Annotated in this window: 14 protein-coding genes; 10 read left to right on the top strand and 4 right to left on the bottom strand. The window is 64.0% G+C overall.

Translation table 11 applies throughout. The annotated features are described in order from the left end of the window. Nucleotides 1–6: 6 nt before the first annotated feature. From ABVN20_RS03930 to ABVN20_RS03910, 5 genes are all read left to right on the top strand, one after another. On the top strand, nt 7–966 hold the full coding sequence (locus tag ABVN20_RS03930; protein ID WP_368554185.1) for an amidohydrolase: 960 nt from the start codon (nt 7–9) through the stop codon (nt 964–966). Continuing rightward, nucleotides 959–1,918 carry an amidohydrolase gene (locus ABVN20_RS03925; RefSeq protein WP_368554184.1) on the top strand — a complete coding sequence of 320 codons (960 nt, stop codon included), beginning with the start codon at nt 959–961 and terminating at the stop codon, nt 1,916–1,918. The genes ABVN20_RS03930 and ABVN20_RS03925 overlap by 8 nt, the downstream gene beginning before the upstream one ends. Nucleotides 1,919–1,949: 31 nt before the next feature. After that, complete coding sequence (locus tag ABVN20_RS03920) at nt 1,950–3,527, top strand: aldehyde dehydrogenase (NADP(+)) (RefSeq protein ID WP_368554183.1); 1,578 nt, start codon at nt 1,950–1,952, stop codon at nt 3,525–3,527. Nucleotides 3,528–3,655: 128 nt separating this feature from the next. Continuing rightward, nucleotides 3,656–4,228 carry a PPC domain-containing DNA-binding protein gene (locus ABVN20_RS03915; protein ID WP_368554182.1) on the top strand — a complete coding sequence of 191 codons (573 nt, stop codon included), beginning with the start codon at nt 3,656–3,658 and terminating at the stop codon, nt 4,226–4,228. 86 nt (nt 4,229–4,314) lie between these two features. Next, nucleotides 4,315–5,622, top strand: coding sequence for an OprD family porin (locus tag ABVN20_RS03910; RefSeq protein ID WP_368554181.1), 1,308 nt, complete (start codon nt 4,315–4,317; stop codon nt 5,620–5,622). 45 nt (nt 5,623–5,667) lie between these two features. Here ABVN20_RS03910 and ABVN20_RS03905 read toward each other — a convergent pair whose 3' ends face one another. Beyond that, entirely contained in the window at nt 5,668–7,650 is a 1,983-nt protein-coding gene (locus tag ABVN20_RS03905; protein ID WP_368554180.1) for a methyl-accepting chemotaxis protein, read from the bottom strand. 423 nt (nt 7,651–8,073) lie between these two features. Between ABVN20_RS03905 and katG the strand changes: the two genes are divergently transcribed. Beyond that, complete coding sequence (gene katG / locus ABVN20_RS03900; protein ID WP_368554179.1) at nt 8,074–10,335, top strand: catalase/peroxidase HPI; 2,262 nt, start codon at nt 8,074–8,076, stop codon at nt 10,333–10,335. A gap of 350 nt (nt 10,336–10,685) precedes the next feature. Here katG and treS read toward each other — a convergent pair whose 3' ends face one another. Then, nucleotides 10,686–12,737, bottom strand: a complete 2,052-nt coding sequence (treS, locus tag ABVN20_RS03895; protein ID WP_368554178.1) for a maltose alpha-D-glucosyltransferase — start codon at nt 12,735–12,737, stop codon at nt 10,686–10,688. A 99-nt stretch (nt 12,738–12,836) separates the two neighbouring features. Then, complete coding sequence (locus tag ABVN20_RS03890; protein WP_368554177.1) at nt 12,837–13,586, bottom strand: EAL domain-containing protein; 750 nt, start codon at nt 13,584–13,586, stop codon at nt 12,837–12,839. A 223-nt stretch (nt 13,587–13,809) separates the two neighbouring features. Here ABVN20_RS03890 and ABVN20_RS03885 point away from each other — a divergent pair, with 223 nt between their 5' ends. Then, a complete protein-coding gene (locus tag ABVN20_RS03885; protein ID WP_368554176.1) occupies nt 13,810–14,814 on the top strand; it encodes an AraC family transcriptional regulator ligand-binding domain-containing protein in 1,005 nt (334 codons plus the stop codon). Between the two features lie 6 nt (nt 14,815–14,820). Here the strand turns inward: ABVN20_RS03885 and ABVN20_RS03880 are convergent, their stop codons facing one another. Continuing rightward, entirely contained in the window at nt 14,821–15,948 is a 1,128-nt protein-coding gene (locus tag ABVN20_RS03880) for a GGDEF domain-containing protein (protein WP_368554175.1), read from the bottom strand. A 322-nt stretch (nt 15,949–16,270) separates the two neighbouring features. Here ABVN20_RS03880 and ABVN20_RS03875 point away from each other — a divergent pair, with 322 nt between their 5' ends. Genes ABVN20_RS03875 through ABVN20_RS03865 form a run of 3 tightly spaced genes read left to right on the top strand, consistent with a single transcriptional unit; the run spans nt 16,271 to nt 19,215 of the window. Continuing rightward, on the top strand, nt 16,271–16,861 hold the full coding sequence (locus tag ABVN20_RS03875; protein WP_368554174.1) for an amino acid synthesis family protein: 591 nt from the start codon (nt 16,271–16,273) through the stop codon (nt 16,859–16,861). A 42-nt stretch (nt 16,862–16,903) separates the two neighbouring features. Then, the gene (locus ABVN20_RS03870; protein ID WP_368554173.1) at nt 16,904–17,737 is read left to right on the top strand and encodes an alpha/beta fold hydrolase; all 834 of its coding nucleotides are present in this window, start codon (nt 16,904–16,906) and stop codon (nt 17,735–17,737) included. Then, on the top strand, nt 17,734–19,215 hold the full coding sequence (locus ABVN20_RS03865) for an aldehyde dehydrogenase (protein WP_368554172.1): 1,482 nt from the start codon (nt 17,734–17,736) through the stop codon (nt 19,213–19,215). The genes ABVN20_RS03870 and ABVN20_RS03865 overlap by 4 nt, the downstream gene beginning before the upstream one ends. Nucleotides 19,216–19,225 lie beyond the last annotated feature (10 nt).

Below are 19,225 nucleotides of genomic sequence, written 5' to 3'. Positions count from 1 at the left end.
GCCGCCATGCTCACGCTCCAAGAACGCAACGGCTTGCCCAGCCTGGCCGCCGCGGATGCGCTACCGCTGATCGACGCCCATCACCACCTCTGGGACCTGGGCAACGGCCGCTATCCCTGGTTGCAGGACGAGTACCACGAGGACTTTTTCCTCGGTGACTATCGCCACCTGTGCCGGGATTTCCTGCCGGAACAGTTTCTTGCCCTCAGCCAGCGCCAGCGCCTGGTCGGCACGGTGCATGTCGAAGCCGAGCGTGCCCGTGACGAACAGGTCGCCGAGACCCGATGGCTGGAGCAGGTGCACGCCCGCTTCGGCTTCCCGAACGCGATCGTCGCCCATGCCTGGTTCGACCGCGAGGACAGCGCCGACATCCTCGCCGCCCAGGCCGCCCGCCCGCTGGTCAAGGGCATCCGTTCGAAACCAGTGACCTCGGCGTCACCCCACGTTTCTGTCACCGGAGCCCCGGGCACCATGCAGGACCCGCGCTGGCTCGAAGGGTTTTCGCGGCTGGCCGATCATGACCTGTCGTGGGACCTGCGGGTGCCGCCCTGGCATCTGGTCGAGGCCGCCGAGGTGGCGGCGATGTTTCCGCGCATCCGCATCGCCCTCAATCACACCGGGTTCGCCTGGGACCGCAGCCCCGAGGGCATGGCCCGCTGGCGCAAAGGCCTGGAAGCCCTGGCCTTGCAGCCCAACGTGCACATCAAGTTGTCGGAGTTCGGGCTCAAGGATTCGCCCTGGCGCTATGAGGACAACCGGGTGGTGGTGCTGACCGCACTGGAGATTTTCGGGGCCGGGCGCTGCATGTTCGCCAGCAATTTTCCGGTGGCCGGGTTGCGCGCTTCCTACGACACGATTGCCGACGGCGTGGCCAGCATGCTCGCACCCATGGGGCGCGCCGTGCAGGAAGCCGTGTTCGCCGACAACGCCCGTCGCTTCTATCGGCTGGAGCCAGACCATGAATGATCTTGCCGCCATCGACTGGCGCGCGCGTTTTCTCGCCAGTGGCGACGACGCGGACCTGCCCATCGTCGATGCGCACCAACACTACTTCGACGTCGAAAACCATTATTACCCCTGGTTGAACGACCGTCCGTTGCGGCCCTTCCGCTATGGCGATTACTCGTCGATCTGCCGCAATTTCCTGCCCGCGGACTACCAGCGCCTGGCCGGCCATCATCGCGTGGTGCAAACGGTGGTCATCGAAGGCGAATGGGACCCGGCGACACCCGCCGCTGAACTGACCTTCGTCGAGGCACTGGCGCGAGAGGAAGCCAGCATCGGCGCCATGGTCGCACAGGCCTGGCTCGATCGCGCGGACATCGGCGAACTGCTGCGCCTGTACGGCGCTCACCCGCTGGTGCGGGGCATTCGCCACAAGCCGACGGTGACCACCTATGAACACTGGCGGGCGGACTTCGTCGCCGCCGGTTCGATGCGTGATCCGCGCTGGCGCGAGGGTTACGCGCAACTGGCGCAGCACGGCCTGCACTTCGAGTTGCAAGCACCGTGGTGGCACCTGCCGGAAGCCGCCGAACTGGCGCGGGACTTTCCCGACGTGCCCATCGTGGTCAATCACACCGCCTTGCCGGCCGACCGCAGCGAAGCTGGCCTGGCCGGCTGGCGCGACAACCTGGCGCTGCTGGCGCGGGAGGCGAATGTCGTACTGAAGATTTCCGGCATCTGCATCCCTGGCCAGGCCTGGCCCGTCGAGGCCAACCGCAGGGTGGTCGACGACGCGATCTCGATCTTCGACGTCAGCCGCTGCGCCTTCGCCAGCAATTACCCGGTCGATGGCGTGGTGAACAGCCTCAGCGAGGTGTTCGACGGTTTCAAGCACCTCGTCAGGTCCCGTCCCCGCAGCGAGCGGCTGGCCCTGTTCCATGACAACGCCCGGCGTATCTACCGGCTCGCTTGAGCCGACCTGCAGTCTTTATCAGGAGTCCAACATGTTTGAAGTTTCAGGCCACAACTACATCGCCGGCGCCCGTTCGGCCAAGGGCACCCATACCCTGCAAAGCCACGATGCCAGCACTGGCGAAGCCCTGCCCTATCGCTTCCATCAGGCCACGAACGAGGAAGTGAATGCCGCGGCCGAAGCTGCCGCGGTGGCTTACCCGGTTTACCGGAATTTTTCCGCCGAGCGCCGTGCCGGCTTCCTCGACGCCATCGCTGCCGAACTGGACGCCCTCGACGAATCGTTCATTCAGCTGGTATGCCAGGAAACCGCCCTGCCCGCCGGGCGTATCCAGGGTGAGCGGGCCCGCACCAGCGGCCAGATGCGCCTGTTCGCAACCATGCTGCGTCGGGGTGATTTCTACGGTGCACGCATCGACCGCGCGCTGCCGCAGCGGCAACCCTTGCCTCGCCCGGACCTACGCCAGTACCGCACGGGGCTCGGTCCGGTCGCGGTGTTCGGCGCCAGCAACTTCCCGCTGGCCTTCTCCACCGCCGGCGGTGACACCGCCTCGGCCCTCGCCGCCGGCTGCCCGGTGGTATTCAAGGCCCACAGCGGGCACATGGCGACCGCCGATTACGTGGCCGATGCGATTACCCGCGCGGCGCAGAAAACCGCAATGCCCGACGGCGTGTTCAGCCTGCTCTACGGCAGCGTCGGCGAGGCGCTGGTCAAGCATCCGGCGATTCAGGCGGTCGGCTTCACCGGTTCGCTGCGCGGCGGTCGGGCCCTGTGCGACATGGCCGCAGCCCGTGCGCAACCGATCCCGGTGTTCGCCGAGATGAGCAGCATCAACCCGGTGCTGCTGATGCCCGCCGCGTTGAACGCTCGCGCCGAGCAGATCGCCGCCGAACTGAGCACATCGGTGGTGTTGGGCGCGGGCCAGTTCTGCACCAACCCCGGTCTGGTGCTGGGCATCCGTTCACCGCAATTCAGTGACTTTGTGCAGCGTTTGAGCATGCTGATCGAGCAACAACCGGCGCAAACCATGCTCAACGTCGGCGCCCTGAACAGTTATTGCCAGGGCCTGGAACACCTGCACGCACATCCCGGTATCACGCACCTGGCCGGCAGCGCGCAGCAGGGCAATCAGGCCCGGGCGCAGTTGTTCAAGGCCGATGTCAGCCTGTTGATCAACGGCGATGAGCAGCTTCAGGAAGAGGTGTTCGGCCCGACCACCCTGATCGTCGAAGTCGCCGACCACGCCGAACTGCTGCAGGCCTTGCACGGCTTGCGCGGCCAGTTGACCGCCACGCTGATCGCCGAAGACGCGGACCTGGCTAGCCTGGACCCGATCCTGTCGCTGCTGGAACAGAAGGTCGGGCGCGTGCTGTTCAACGGTTACCCCACCGGCGTGGAAGTCTGCGATGCCATGGTGCACGGTGGGCCTTACCCGGCCACCTCGGATGCCCGCGGCACCTCGGTCGGCACCCTGGCGATCGACCGCTTCCTGCGCCCGGTGTGTTTCCAGAACTGCCCCGACAGCCTGTTGCCGGACGCCCTGAAGAACGCCAATCCGCTGGGCATCGCCCGGCTGGTTGATGGCGTCAGTCACCGCCAGGCGCTGTAACACACCAGCCGTTTCCACCCACATCCGCGCGCCTGTCGAGTGACAGGCGCCGGGTTTGCTCGCCCTGAAAACAGGGTCTGCACCGCTCCACCGCTGTCACCCACAACAACAAAAACCGAGGAAGTCCCATGCACGTTCAACGTCACCCGCAACACCGCTTGTGCAAACTGCTGCTCGCCATGACCGCCGCCTTGCTGGTCGGCACGACCGGCACCCCGCAGGCCCTGGCCGAAACCACATCCGCCGCGACGACAACGCCCATGCAATGTGCCACCCCGACCACACCGCGCTACACCAAGACCCCCACCGGCTACCTGATGGTGCTGCGCATGGGCGACAACGCCTTCCAGGAACTGACCAAACTGGCCATCGCCGAAAAGATCCCCAGCGCCTCGCTCAGCGGGATCGGCTTCGGCAACGTCAAGTTCGGGTTCTGGAACAAGGACAAGAAAGACTTCGACGCCAAGCTCCTGAACAACGTCGAGATGGCCAGCATCACCGGCTCGCTCGCCTGGAAAAACGATCAGCCGTCGATCCACATGCACGGTGTCGCCGGCGACGCCACGTTTCAAGCCTACGGTGGCCACATCCTCGATTTCGAGGTGACCACCGGTTCGATGGAGATCACCGTGATCGTCCACCCGCGTCGCCTGGAACGCGGCATTGACCCGTGCATCGGCGCCAACGTGCTGGGGATCTGAGCCGAATACCTCGCTCCCGCCGCCCGCGCATCGGCCGGCGGGAGTCACCCTCCCGAATCCAACTACAAGAAAATGGGGCGTTTTACATGAGCAGCAAGTACACCGTTATCACCCTGGCCCTGGGCGCCATGACCCTCGGCGGCCAGGCGCACGCGGACTTTTTGCGCGACAGCAAGGCGACACTGGGGCTGAAGAATTTCTACTTCAACAACGACAACCGCGACGGCCCGGCGGCCCCGTCGAAAACCGAAGAATGGGCCCAGGGCTTCCTGCTCGATTTCAAGTCGGGCTACACCGACGGCACCATCGGTGTGGGTGTCGATGCGCTGGGGCTGATGGGCGTGACCCTGGACAGCCGCAAGGGGCGCCATGTCGGCAGCAGCATGATCCCGTCGGACAGCGACGACAGCGCCGTGGATGAGTGGAGCCGCCTGGGCCTGACCGGCAAGGTCAGGGTGTCGAAAACCGAGCTGCGCCTGGGTACGCTGATGCTGAAACTGCCGATCCTGGTGTCCAACGACGGCCGCCTGCTGCCCCAGACCTTCGAGGGCGGGCAGATCACCTCCAGCGAGTTCAAGGACCTGACCCTCACCGGCGGGCGCATCGAACACGCCACCGGCCGCGGTTCCAGCGATCAGACCGGGCTGGCGGCGACCGGCGGCACCCGGGAAAGCAACGCGTTCGACTTTGCCGGTGGCGACTGGAAAATCACCCGCGACCTGACCGCCCAGTACTACTACGCCCACCTGGACGACTACTACACCCAACAGTTTTTCGGCCTGCTGCACACGTTGACGATTGCGGACAATCAATCGCTGAAAACCGACCTGCGCTACTTCCGCACCGATTCGTCCGGCAAGAACGGCTCGGGCACTGCGGGCTACCGGATCAGCGGCTATACCGACGGCAATGATGGCGAAATCGACAACCGCACCTGGAGCGCCGCGCTGATTTACAGCCTCGGTGCCCATGCGTTCACCGCCGGTTACCAGAGCGTGTCCAGCGGCAGCGGTTTCACTCAACTCAACCAGGGTGGCCTGGCGGACAAGGGTGCCGGAGGTGTCAGTCTTTACCTGTACACCGACCGCCTGATCCAGACCTTCACCCGCGCCGGTGAACGCACCGCGTTCGGCCAGTATGCGTATGACTTTGCCGCGGTTGGCCTGCCGGGTTTGAAAGCGTCGGTGATCTACCTCAGTGGCGACAACATCAAGACCACCACGGGCAACACCCAGAAGGAATGGGAGCGCGACTTCAGCCTGGATTACACGATCCAGTCCGGTGCACTCAAGGGGGTGGGGTTTGGCTGGCGCAACGGCAAGTCCAACAGCGAGGCGAGCCGCAATCAGGATCAGAACCGCCTGATCGTCAGCTACAGCATCCCGCTGTTGTAACAGGAGAGAACGGAGGCTGCGGCCGGCGCAGCCTCCGCCATCGACTCAATCCCTGAACTGAGTCAGTTGCTGGTTCAGGGAACCGGCCTGATCACGCAATCGCACCGACTGATCGAGCAGGCTGCGGATCGCCTGGTCGTTCTGTTCGGAAATGCGGCTGACACCCTGGATCGCCACCGACAACTGCTCGCCGGTCGCCGCCTGGCTCTGGGTCTGGCGCGCCACTTCGCTGATACGCGTGAGAATATCCTGGGCATGCTGGCGAATCTGCTCGACGCCTTCGGCCGAGGTGGTCAGTTGCACCACGCCTTCGCGCACCGCTTCGCCGACCTGCTGGACATTGGCCACGGTGTTGCGCACGTCCGAGCCGATGGCGCCGATCATCTCGCCGATTTCACCGGTGGAGCGGCTGGTGCGTTCGGCCAGTTGCCGCACTTCATCGGCCACCACGGCGAAACCACGACCCTGCTCCCCTGCCCGCGCCGCCTCGATCGCCGCGTTCAGCGCCAGCAGGTTGGTCTGGTCGGCGATGCTGCGGATCACCGCGATGATTCCGGCGATCTGCTGCGAGCGTTTTTCCAGGTCGCCCACGGCGCCGGCGACGACGTCCATGGTCTGGTCGATGTGGTTGATACCGGCCAGGGTCTGGCTCATGTCGCCAGCGATGTGCTTGGTCAGCTCTTCGGTGTTGCGCGCCAGTTGCTCGACGTCTTCGGCCTGTTGCGACATCTCGGTCACCGAGTGCGCCAGGGCGGTGACGCCGCTGGCCATTTCCTCGGTGGCGGTGTGTTGCGACGTGGCCCGCTCGGCCACCGCCTGGGTGGTATCGCCCAGGTGATCGGAGATTTGCATCAGCGCGCCGCTGCTGTGGCGGATCGAACCGACCAGATCGCCCAGGCGCTGGATGAACTGGTTGAATGCACCGGCGAGCTTGCCGGTTTCATCGCCGCTGCGTTGCTCGAAGCGCAAGCCCAGCTCGCCTCCCCAGGCCTGGATGCCGGTGGTCAAGCCCGACAACGGACGGATCTGCCAGGCCAGCAAATGCCACAGCACAACGGCCAGCACCAGCAGCGCCACCAGGCCGATGATCACCGCCGTCCAGAGAAAGTGGTTGATCCCGGCCATGGCCTCGGCCAGCGGATAGGCCACCATCAGGGCCCAGTTATTGGGGGCCTTGCCGATGTGCACCGGTCGCAGCACGTAGCCCCAGCCATCGTGCTGGAAGCTGTAGGGCTGCCCGGCCTTGATCGCCTCTTTCGCAGCGCTCGGCAGGTCGTCGGCCGGCTCGCCCAGGCGCTTGTCGTCCGGATGGCTGGCGTACAGGCCGTCGGTGGAGATCAACGCACCGTAACCTTTGTAAGCGTCGATCCTGGCCAGTTGCTTCTTGATGCTTTCCAGGGGAATGTCGACGCCCGCGACCCCCACCGCCTTGCCGTCCTGCAACAGCGGCGCGACGATCGACACCAGCAGGGTTTTCTGGCCATTGCCGGTGCTGTAGACATAGGGTTCGGACGCCCAGGGCTGGCGGCTTTTCAACGGTCGGTAGTAATACTGGTTGTCGGCGTTCTCCGGCACATAACCGACCAGCACTTCAGACTTCACCGAACCACTGCCACGGTTCCAGTAGGTGAGGAAACGGCCGGTAGCATCGTGGTTGGGCTGGTTGACGAACTCACTGTCCTTGCCGTCGAACGCGTTGGGCTCCCAGTACTGGCCCAGGCCCAGCAATTGCGGGTTGGCCTCCAGCATCTGGCGGGTTACGGCGTCGGCCGACTTGCGCTCGACCCGCTGTTGCTGCATCGCGGTCGCAGCGCTGGCCAGCGATTCGGCCACGGTGAAACCGACGCCCAGTTCGACCTCGACTTCCTTGGCATTGGCCTTGACGATGGTGTCGACCAGCGCGGTGGAATCCTTTACCGAGTTGCCATAAGCGATGTAAGCGATAGAGCCCAGCAACAGGGCCATGACGACGACGGTTCCGATCAGAGCCGTCCAGAATAACTTGAAGTGCAAGGAGCGATTAGGCATAGACATTCTCAAGTGGGCAGAGCGTTCACCAACACGGATCCTTAACGGTTTGTGCACCGATCCGGCTGACACTTTTTATGATTGATATTATTGAGCCACTATATAGAAGGGCGTGGCCAAAAGCGCTTTATCTCAAGGTATTAGTCCAGAGATTCTCTCTATGGGCGTGCAACACTGCGGCTATTAGCTGACTCCCCCACTCGGGTCTACCCTTAGTCTGCGCTGGCACCATAAGCCGGCCGGATTAGCGCTGAAAAGGAGACCGGAACGAGCCCCACGCCCGACCAGATCCCTGACCGCGTCGGCATGCCGATACGGCCCGCCTGCTGGTCTTGAAGCCTGCGGTATTCGATCCGCTCGTCGCTGTTTAACGCCCATTTCGGGCCCGATAGCCGGACGAACACGACCAAAGGTATCTCGCACATGGCAAATGAATCGAAATGCCCCTTCAACCACGCTGCAGGCGGTGGCACGACCAACCGTGACTGGTGGCCGAACCAGTTGAATCTGAGGATCCTGCATCAGCACTCGTCCCTCTCCGACCCCATGGACGAGGGCTTCGACTACGCCAAAGCTTTCAAAGAACTCGACTTCGCCGCGGTCAAGCGCGACCTGACGGCACTGATGACCCAATCGCAGGACTGGTGGCCGGCCGACTTCGGTCACTATGGGCCGCTGTTCGTGCGCATGGCCTGGCACGCCGCCGGCACCTATCGCACCGGTGACGGGCGCGGCGGTGCCGGTTCCGGCCAGCAACGCTACGCCCCGCTCAACAGCTGGCCGGACAACGTCAGCCTGGACAAGGCGCGCCGCCTGCTGTGGCCGATCAAGCAAAAGTACGGGCGCAACCTGTCCTGGGCCGACCTGATCGTCCTGACCGGCAACGTCGCCCTGGAATCCATGGGCTTCAAGACCTTCGGTTTTTCCGGCGGACGACCTGACGTCTGGGAACCGGACGAAGACGTCTACTGGGGTTCGGAGACCACCTGGCTGGGCGGCGACACCCGCTACGGCAAAGGCAAGGAAGCGGTGCAGCCGCCGGGCGACGTGCCGCTGGTGGCCGAGCCTGGGCGCAACGAGGACAGCCGCACCGACCATGGCCGCAACCTGGAAAACCCGCTGGCCGCGGTGCAGATGGGCCTGATTTACGTTAACCCCGAAGGCCCCGAAGGCAATCCCGACCCGGTGGCGTCCGGCAAGGACATTCGCGAAACCTTCGGCCGCATGGCCATGAACGACGAGGAAACCGTGGCGCTGATCGCCGGCGGTCATGCGTTCGGAAAAACCCACGGCGCAGGTCCTGCTGATAACGTCGGCCCCGAGCCGGAAGCCGCCGGCCTGGAACTGCAGGGCCTGGGCTGGAAAAACAGTTTTGGCACCGGCAAGGGTCCGGACACCATCACCAGTGGCCTGGAAGTGACCTGGACCACTACCCCGACCAAGTGGAGCAACAACTTTTTCGAGAACCTGTTCGGCTTCGAGTGGGAACTGACCAAGAGCCCGGCGGGCGCTAACCAGTGGATCCCGAAAAACGGTGCCGGCGCCGGGATGATTCCCGATGCCCACGACCCGAACAAACGCCAGACGCCACGGATGCTCACCTCCGACCTGGCGCTGCGCTTCGACCCGATCTACGAGCCGATCTCGCGGCGCTTCCTGGCCAACCCCGACCAGCTCGCCGACGCCTTCGCCCGCGCCTGGTACAAGCTGATCCACCGTGACATGGGCCCGCTGTCGCGCTACCTCGGCCCGGAAATGCCCAATGAAGTGCTGCTGTGGCAGGACCCGATTCCCGAAGTCGATCATGAACTGGTCAACGATGCCGACGTCGCGGCGCTCAAGAGCAAAGTGCTTGCCTCGGGCCTGAGCATTGCACAACTGGTGTCCACCGCCTGGGCGGCCGCCTCGACCTTCCGTGGCTCGGACAAACGCGGCGGCGCTAATGGCGGGCGCCTGCGTCTGGCGCCACAGAAATTCTGGGAAGCCAACCAGCCCGAGCAGTTGGGCGAAGTGCTGGCGAAACTGGAAAGCATCCAGGGCGAGTTCAATGGCGCGGCCGGCGGCAAGAAAATTTCCCTGGCCGACCTGATCGTGCTGGCTGGCAGTGCCGCGGTTGAACAGGCGGCGAAAAATGCCGGGCACAACGTGACGGTGGCGTTCACGCCGGGGCGGATGGACGCGACCCAGGAACAGACCGATGTCGAGTCGTTCGGCTTCCTCGAACCGATTGCCGATGGCTTCCGCAACTACACCAAGGGCCGCTTTACGGTATCGGATGAACATTTGCTGGTCGACAAGGCGCAATTGCTGACCCTCACGGCTCCGGAGATGACGGCTCTGGTCGGTGGCCTGCGGGTGCTGGACACCAACGTCGGGCAGACCCGACATGGCGTGTTCACTACCGAGAAGGACAAACTGACCAACGACTTCTTCGCAAACCTGCTCGACATGGGCGTGGAATGGAAACCCACCTCAAGCAGCAATGAAACGTTTGAAGCACGCGACCGCAAAACCGGCCAGGTGAAATGGACCGGCACGCGGGTTGACCTGGTCTTCGGCTCCCACGCGCAATTGCGCGCGTTGGCCGAGGTCTATGCCAGCCGCGATTCCAAGGACAAATTCGTCAAGGACTTCGTCGCCGCCTGGACCAAGGTGATGAACCTGGATCGGTTTGATCTGAAGTGATGACTTGAAACAACGCCTCCTCGCTGGAGGCGTTGTATCTGCTTTATCTGTGGGAGCGAGCCTGCTCGCGATGGACTCACTAACAACGCGAGCTGTCTGACTCTGCGCGTTATCGTTCACCCTCATCGCGAGCAGGCTCGCTCCCACAGTTTGAGTGCAGTCAAGGCGTCAGCAAATCAAACCGGAGAGATCGTCGCCAGCGCGCCAATTAACAGGGTCAGTACGAGAAACCCGCCGAGGAACAGAGACATCTTGGCCATGACGGCCTCCTGGTTAGCTGTGATTCGTGGCCCCATTGTGAGCCGCAGCGCCCGTACATAACAGGCGCAGATCACACAGGAAAATACGGATCAGATGACCACCCGCAGCGCCAGCCCCTCGTAAGCCTCCAGGCAGATGGTGAACTCACCCTCCGCCGTCAGATCCCCTTCCACCCGCTCATTGATGATGTCGACCACCGGCCCCGGTGCAATGCTGGGCAGTTGCAGGGTTTCAGTGATCGCCGTGGCGCCGAAGTTCAGCGCGGTGATCTGCGTGCCCTTGCCCGCCGGCAATTCATGCACCATGACCAGCAGCGCCGGATGCTCGACGTCCGGTACCAGGATCTGCCGGCTCGCGGCAATGTCGTAGGCGCGCCGTGCGGCGAGGATGCGCTGCAACTGCGAGGCGAAAGAGTCCGGGTCCTGCAACTGCTCGGTCAGGCTGCCGTACAGGGTTTGCGCCCGCGGCATCTGCCCCTCCGACACCTGCGCCTGCGGGTTGAGGTCAACCAGGTCGTAGGCGCCGCGGTGAATCCAGCGGGTATCGCCATCGAGCATCAGGTCGGCGACCTGCTCCGCCGGCAGCGGCAACGCCCCCACCAGGTCCCAGCCGGACAAGGCGAACACCCCCGGCTGCATGGCGTTGTACATCACCAGCAGCAGGTGAATCTGGCGGATCTGCTGGATGTCCGCCTCGGTGATTGCATCGAGGTCGCGAATGCCCAGCGCGGCGGTGATGATGCTGGCGGTGGTGCAGGACACGCCGTTGGTGACGAACTTCAGGTTGTAGGGCGCATGCTCGCCGGCCAGGCGTTCGTACATCTGCTCGCGAATGTGCTCGCGCAGGATGTTGCCGGGGAACGTCTGCCCTTGATAAAGAAAGGTGTCGTGGGCGTGCAGGGTCCAGAAATGCACCAGCTCCAGGGTCAGTTCGTCGTGGTTCTGCAAGGCATGGATCAGCGAGCCCGGATCAATGCCCAGGTTGTGCATCTGGCGCAGCATCAGGCGCAGGAACTCGGCGTCGCCCATCAGCAGCGCGTGCTGGTAGGCCGGGCGGGTGATGAAGTCGTAGGACAGGTCGGCGCCGCCGTGGGACATGGCGGCGATGTCGTCGACGGTCAGGTTCAGCTCCTGGAAGCTGAAACCGCCAGCCTTGCGAATCGCCCCGGCGAGCAGCTGGTTGCCGGTGATCGACAGCGGATGGCTTTCCGACCAGGCCGTGCCATCGAGCTTGCGCTCCACGCCGAGGAAGCCGTTGGCGTCCAGGCGCAGGATCTTCGCGCCCATCACGTCAACGGCGTGCAGCGCATCGCCGATGATCATCTGCTGCGCGGCAAAGCTGGGGTCCAGCCAGTTCAGCGACGGCTGCCCTTCCTTGAAGTAATGCAGGTAAACCCAGCGCCGCGGTTTGCCATCGACGCCGATGACAATGGGGGTCGCGCTCCAGTCGGTTTCCTTGACCCCGGGCTCGAAGAAGATCACCCGTTGCAACTGGCCGACGATGTAATGCTTGTCGCGCAGCACATCGACCTGCTGCGGGCTGAGGTTCTGCGCATCGCGGCCTTCGGCGACTTCAGGCAGCAACGGCCAGTCTTCCTCGCGGATTTCCACCATGTGGTAGAGCCCCGGATAGTCCTCGTAGGCCATCTCGGCCAGACGAAAATCGGCGCCCTTGCCGGTGTGCGACGGGATCACGTCGTCGACGATCACCGCGTTGTGCGCGGCGGCCATGCGGGTCAAGGCGTGGAGCTGCGCTTCGGTGCCCAGTTGCGGGTCGATGTCGAAACTGATGCGGTCGAAATTGCCGTCGATGGTCGGCGTGTGCTCGGTGCCACGCAGGCCGCCGGACTTTTTCAACGGGCCATTGTGGATGCCCTGGATGCCGATCTTCGACAGCGCATGCCACAGCGCTTCGTCGCCCAGGGCTTGGAGCACCGTGGCGTTTTCGCGGGTGATGATCGAAGCCGGGTACGCGGTGAACCACACCGATGCCAGGGCCGAGGCATCACGCGGGCGGGTCTGCGCATAGGGCTGCTGCCACAACCGGCCCTGCCCCGAATAGAGTTTGGCCCGCTGCCGGGCGGCATGCAGCATTGATTGTTCGACCAGCCAGTCCACGTGGTTTTTCTGCGCTGCCGTCATGCCCACCTCTCCTTTGAAAATGCCCGGCGCCCTGTCTGGCAAAGACGCCGCTGGTTTTCATATGAGGCCCTGATGGGGCATTCGTTGCATCGTGCTGCATCAGGCCAGGCCCGGCTGCAATTGGCAGCGCTCGCCCAGGGCGTCGATGCGCGGCCGGCCGAACAGGTAACCCTGGCCCCACTCGCTGCCGCAGGCCGTGGCGAGGGCCCGGTCGGCCTCGGTCTCGATGCCTTCGATGATCACGCACGGGGCCAGGGTCTTGCACAGTTGCACCAGGTGGCCGAGGGTCTGCGCGTTGTTGGTTTCCAGACGGGCGCGTTGCAGGTAGCCCTGGTCGATCTTGACCATGTCCGGGCGGGTCTTGCGAATGAACTCCAGCGTTCCCAGGCCCGCGCCAAAATCGTCGATGGCCACCCGGCAACCCAGCTCACGCAGGCACAACACGAATTCGATGGCCGCCGAAGTGCTGGGCGGCGTGGCGCTTTCGGTGATTTCGATCACCAGTCGCGCAGCCACCGACGGCGCATCGCGCAACTGCCGCAGAATCGGCTGCCAGTAGTGGTCGATGATCGCGCTTTGCGCGGAGATGTTGCAGCCCAGCCGCAGGTGTTCGTTGTGCAGCAATCGCTCGATCACGCATTGAACAACACTGAGGTCGAGCTCGCGCATCAACTGCAGCTGTTCCAGCATGGCAAACGGATAGACCCCCTCGCCCTGCGCGTCGATATGGCGCAACAGCCCTTCCTGATACGACACCCGGTCGCTGTCGGGCAACCAGACCACCGGTTGGAACGCCAGCACCAATTTGCCCTGGGCCAGCTCATTGTAGAAATTCTTGACTCTGTGCATGTCACATACCTGGACAGGATTGAGCCGGGCGACAACTGGCTTTATGCCACCACCCAGGCTGGCGGCCATGATCGACGCTCGCCCACCGCTCAGGAAGTGTTCCTGGAGTCCTTTCGCTTGTCCTCGGGAACGTGTCAGTTGTGTTAATCGACTGTGACCATTTGTTTATTGCGATCATGCGCCGGCTTCGCGACATCACTTAGCCATTACGCCGGGAACACGCATGCACAGAATGACCAGCACCGGTTTTCGGGTGCTCGCCGACGTCCTGACCGACGCGGGCGCCAACGTAGAAACCTTGCTCAAGGAGTTCGACAGCAGTCACGAGGAGGTCTGGGCAAACCCCAACGGCGTTCGGCTGGAGCTGGTCTATAAAATCATGGCGGCGGCCGCCGCGCGCACCGGCAACCCGGACATCGGCCTGCTGGCCTATGCCCGCGCCCATCCGGCGAACCTGGAAGTGCTGGGTTACGCGGTGATGTCCTGCCCGACCCTGGGCACCGCCCTGCAACGGCTGGTGGATTACCAATCGCTGATCTGCAACGGCTTTTACATGTGCCTGGACCAGGAGCCCGGTGCAGTCAAGCTGATCGGCCTCGATGTCAGCACCCAGCCGTCGCTGACACCCCGTGCGTTCATCGACGCCGGGGTCGCGCAAACCCTGGGGCTGGTCCACTGGCTGTTGCCCAATCGCAAACCGGACCCGGTGGCCGCGACGTTCACCTACCCAACGCCTGCGGACACCCGGCCACTGGAACGCCTGGTCGGCAGCAACCTGATGTTCGGTGCGGCGTACAACAGCCTGAGTTTCAGCACCGCCGATTGCGCCATGGCACTGCCCACCGCCGACCCGGCCCTGGATGTCCTGCACGTCGAATACGCCCGCACACGCCTGAATCTGGTGCTCAATGGCTCGATGACCGAGCGGGTGCGCCGGGTGCTCTCCGAGCGGCTGGCCCAGGGCGCGCCCAGCGACCTGAACCGGATTGCCCAGGCGCTGGGCGTCAGTGCGCGCAGCCTGCAACGGCGCCTGAGCAATGAAGGCATTCATTTTTCAGCATTGCAGGATGAAGCGCGACTGATGCTCGCGCACAACTTCCTGCGCAATTCGGCGCGCAGCGTGAAGTACATCGGCGCACTGCTGGGGTTTCGCGATCAGAGCAGCTTTCACAAAGCCTGCATCCGCTGGTTCGGCATGACACCGGGGTGCTACCGGGAAGAGTCCTGAGGACGCTTACTCAGCCACCGCCACCTGATTACGCCCACGCGCCTTGGCGCGGTACAGCGCCTTGTCGGCGTTGTTCATCAGGCTGTGCAGGTCGTGGTCCTCGGCGTTCATGCCGGCGACACCGACGCTGGCAGAGATGCGGTGGACCGGGCCGCTCATCATGCCGGCGAGCGATTGCAGCAGCTCTTCGGCAATGCGCCGGGCGACCTCGATGGAAGTGTCCGGCAGCAGAACGGCGAACTCTTCACCGCCCAGGCGACCGTACACGTCGGTTTCGCGGAACGAACAGCTGATGACCTGGCCCATTTGCCGCAACACCTGATCGCCGACCTGATGCCCGTAGGTGTCATTGATGTGCTTGAAGTGATCCATGTCCAGCATCACCGCGCACAGCGGCAGGTGATTCTTCCGGCAGTAGCCGAACATCTGCTGGGCATCCTCGAAAAATGCCCGGCGGTTCTTCAGGCCGGTGAGTTCGTCGGTCTGTGCGGCTCGGGTGGATACGCTGTGGGCGTGTTCCATTTCCCGGGTCAGGCGAAAGGCGGTTTCCAGGGCATCGGACAGGCTGCGCGTGGCGCTGAACACAAAAGAGGCGAACACCAGCACGGCGACGCCCATGCCCACTTGCAGGGAAGAAGGCTGGAACAACAGCCAGAGCGTGCACGGCAGCAATACCAGGATGATCGACACCACGGTCATGTAGCGGTAGGCCGAGTAGCAGGACACGGCGCTGACCGACATGCCCACGCAAAACAGCAGGACCAGGGTCTGCGCCAGCAGATCGCCGGGCGGAATCACCGCCAGCGCCCCGCCACCCCAGATGCCGGCGGACAACACCAGCGTCACCCAATAAATGCGCTCCCAGCGCTGCGGCGTGCGCTCGCGGTCGGGGCTGCGGAAATAGACGGCGAACATGATGATGCGCACCAGCGACGAGGCGGTGAGCAGCGCGATCCACGTGCCGACGACCTGGTGGTCGAACCGGTCCCAGCACAGCCAGCACAGCATCAGCACCGCCAGAAGACTGCCGAACACCGCTAAAACCGACTGGCGAAACAGTTGGTGCAATCGGTCCGATTGCACCAGTTTTACGATGAAGTCTTCCTGTGTGTACCGCAATCCAGGGCCATCCATTAAAGCCGCCTGATAGAGATGCTGCGCAAGGGCTCTATTCTGGCACTTTGCTAGCAACCGTCACAACCGTGACTCTAATTCTCAACCCCACCACCTGCCTCTGTAGGAGCGAGCTTGCTCGCGATGGCGTTGCGTCATTCAGCATTTTCATCGGCTGGTACACCGCCATCGCGAGCAAGCTCGCTCCTACAGGGGCGGGGGCGTCACGGCCATAGGCATTCTGTCGCCTTCCCAACATAAACCCGTATCGGGCTCTTGCGTTGCCGGTATTATGGTATACCATCATACGCACAGACATCCTTCACCCCGTACGGAGCAGCTCATGAGTTTCGAAATTCGCAAGATCGTCAGCTATGTCGAAGAAACCTTCATCGAAGGCGGCAAAGCCACCGACAAGCCAGTCACCATGATCGGCCTGGCCGTTGTCATGAAGAACCCATGGGTAGGCAACGGTTTCGTCGAAGACCTCAAGCCGCAGATCCGCGCCAACTGCTCCGACCTCGGTGCACTGATGGTCGAGCGCCTGGTCGGCCTGATCGGCGGTGCCGAGAAGATCGAAGCCTATGGCAAGGCGGCCGTGGTCGGCGCCGATGGCGAGATCGAGCACGCCTCGGCGGTCATCCACACCCTGCGTTTCGGTAACCACTACCGCGAAGCGGTCAAGGCCAAGAGCTACCTGAGCTTCACCAACAAGCGCGGCGGCCCGGGCACTTCGATCCAGATCCCGATGATGCACAAGGACGACGAAGGCCAGCGCTCGCACTACATCACCCTGGAAATGCAGATCGAAGACGCCCCGCGCGCCGACGAAATCGTCGTGGTCCTGGGTTGCGCCGACGGCGGCCGCCTGCACCCACGCATCGGCAACCGCTACATCGACCTGGAAGAACTGGCGGCCGAAAAAGCCCAGTAAGACGGTCGGTCACTACAACAAAAAGGTATGCAGGAGCGCTCCATGATTCGGCTCACCGCTGAACGCACCCCGGCTGGCACCAGTTATCTGGCGACCGGCCAAGGCCAGCCCGTGGTATTGATCCACGGCGTGGGCCTGAACAAAGAAATGTGGGGCGGCCAGGTCGTCGGCCTGGCCACGAAGTACCGCGTCATCGCCTACGACATGCTCGGCCATGGCGCCAGCCCGCGCCCGGAAAGCGGCACGCCGCTGCTCGGCTACGCCGACCAGTTGCTGGAGCTGCTCGATCACTTGCAGTTGCCCCAGGCGACCGTGATCGGCTTTTCCATGGGCGGTCTGGTGGCGCGGGCCTTCGCCCTGCATTACCCGCAACGCCTGCAAGGCCTGGTGGTGCTCAACAGTGTGTTCAATCGCACCGCCGAACAGCGTGCCGGCGTCATCGCCCGCACCGCCCAGGCGGCCGAGCACGGCCCGGATGCCAACGCTGAAGCGGCGCTGTCGCGCTGGTTCAGCCGCGAATACCAGGCGGCCAACCCGGCGCAGATCGCCGCGTTGCGCCAGACCCTGGCCGAGAATGACCCGCAGGGTTACCTCACCACTTACGAACTGTTCGCCACCCAGGACATGTACCGCGCCGACGACCTGGCTTCCATCCAGGCCCCGACGCTGGTCGCCACCGGCGAACTGGACCCCGGCTCCACCCCGGAAATGGCCCGGCAGCTGGCCGAGCGCATTCCCGGCGCAACGGTTGCCGTACTCGCCGAACAGCGGCATATGATGCCCGTAGAATCGCCGCGTCTGGTCAACCAGCTGTTGCTGGAGTTTCTCGATACTGCGCACGCCCGACAAAACCATATAAAGGGGATCGTTGCATGACACTCGCACGTTTTCAGATGTGCATCGGCGGTGAATGGGTCGATGCCCTCTCGGGCAAGACCTTCGAAAGCCTCAACCCGGCCCTGGCCGAGCCCTGGGCCGAACTGCCCGATGCCGACGAAGCCGATGTCGAGCGCGCCGTACAGGCTGCGCAGACCGCCTTCGACAGCCCGGCCTGGCGCGACCTGACCGCCACCGCCCGCGGCAAACTGCTGCGGCGCCTGGGCGACCTGATCGCCGAGAACAAGGAAAAACTCGCCCAGCTGGAAAGCCGTGACAACGGCAAGCTGATCCGCGAGACCCGTGGCCAGGTCGGTTACCTGCCGGAGTTTTTCCATTACACCGCAGGCCTGGCCGACAAGCTCGAAGGCGGCACCCTGCCGCTGGACAAGCCGGACCTGTTCGCCTACACCGTGCACGAAGCCATGGGCGTGGTCGCCGCGATCATTCCCTGGAACAGCCCGCTGTACCTGACCGCGATCAAGCTCGCGCCAGCCCTGGCCGCCGGCAACACCATCGTCATCAAGCCGTCCGAGCACGCCTCGGCGACCATCCTCGAACTGGCGCGCCTGGCCCTGGAAGCCGGCATCCCGGCGGGCGTGGTCAACGTCGTCACCGGCTACGGCCCGAGCACCGGCGCGGCCCTCACCCGCCATCCGCTGGTACGCAAGATTGCCTTCACCGGCGGCGCGGCCACCGCGCGCCACGTGGTGCGCAGCAGCGCCGAGAACTTCGCCAAGTTGTCGCTGGAGCTGGGCGGCAAATCGCCGAACATCATCTTTGCCGACGCCGACCTCGACAGCGCAATCAACGGCGCCATCGCCGGGATCTACGCCGCCTCCGGGCAAAGCTGCGTGTCCGGTTCGCGCCTGCTGGTGCAGGACGAGATCTACGACGAATTCGTCGGCCGCCTGGTGGAACGCGCCCAGCGCATCCGCATCGGCAACCCGGCGGACGACAGCAGCGAGATGGGCCCGATGGCCACCGCGCAGCAACTGGCCGTGGTCGAAGGCCTGGTGGCCGATGCCATCGCCGAAGGTGCGCGCCTGCGCATTGGCGGCAAGCGCCCCGCTGGCGTGGGCGACGGCTGGTTCTACGAGCCGACGCTGTTCGAGTGCGACCGCAACTCGATGAAGATCATGCAGGAAGAAGTCTTTGGCCCGGTGGCGTCGGTCATCCGTTTCAAGGACGAAGCCGAAGCCCTGGCGATCGCCAACGACTCGCAGTTCGGCCTCGCCGCCGGCATCTGGACCCGCGACCTGGGCCGTGCCCATCGCCTGGCCCGTGACGTGCGTTCGGGGATCATCTGGGTCAACACCTACCGCGCAGTCTCGGCCATGGCGCCGATCGGCGGTTTCAAGAACAGCGGCTATGGACGCGAAAGCGGCATCGACTCGGTGCTGGCCTACACCGAACTGAAAACGGTGTGGATCAACCTCTCCCAGGCCCCCATGCCTGACCCGTTCGTGATGCGCTAGGAGACCACCG

The organism is Pseudomonas sp. MYb118 (assembly GCF_040947875.1).
Taxonomy (GTDB): Bacteria; Pseudomonadota; Gammaproteobacteria; order Pseudomonadales; family Pseudomonadaceae; genus Aquipseudomonas.
The sequence above is the reverse complement of the archived record's forward strand: the minus strand, read 5'-3'. Positions and strand labels throughout refer to the sequence as shown.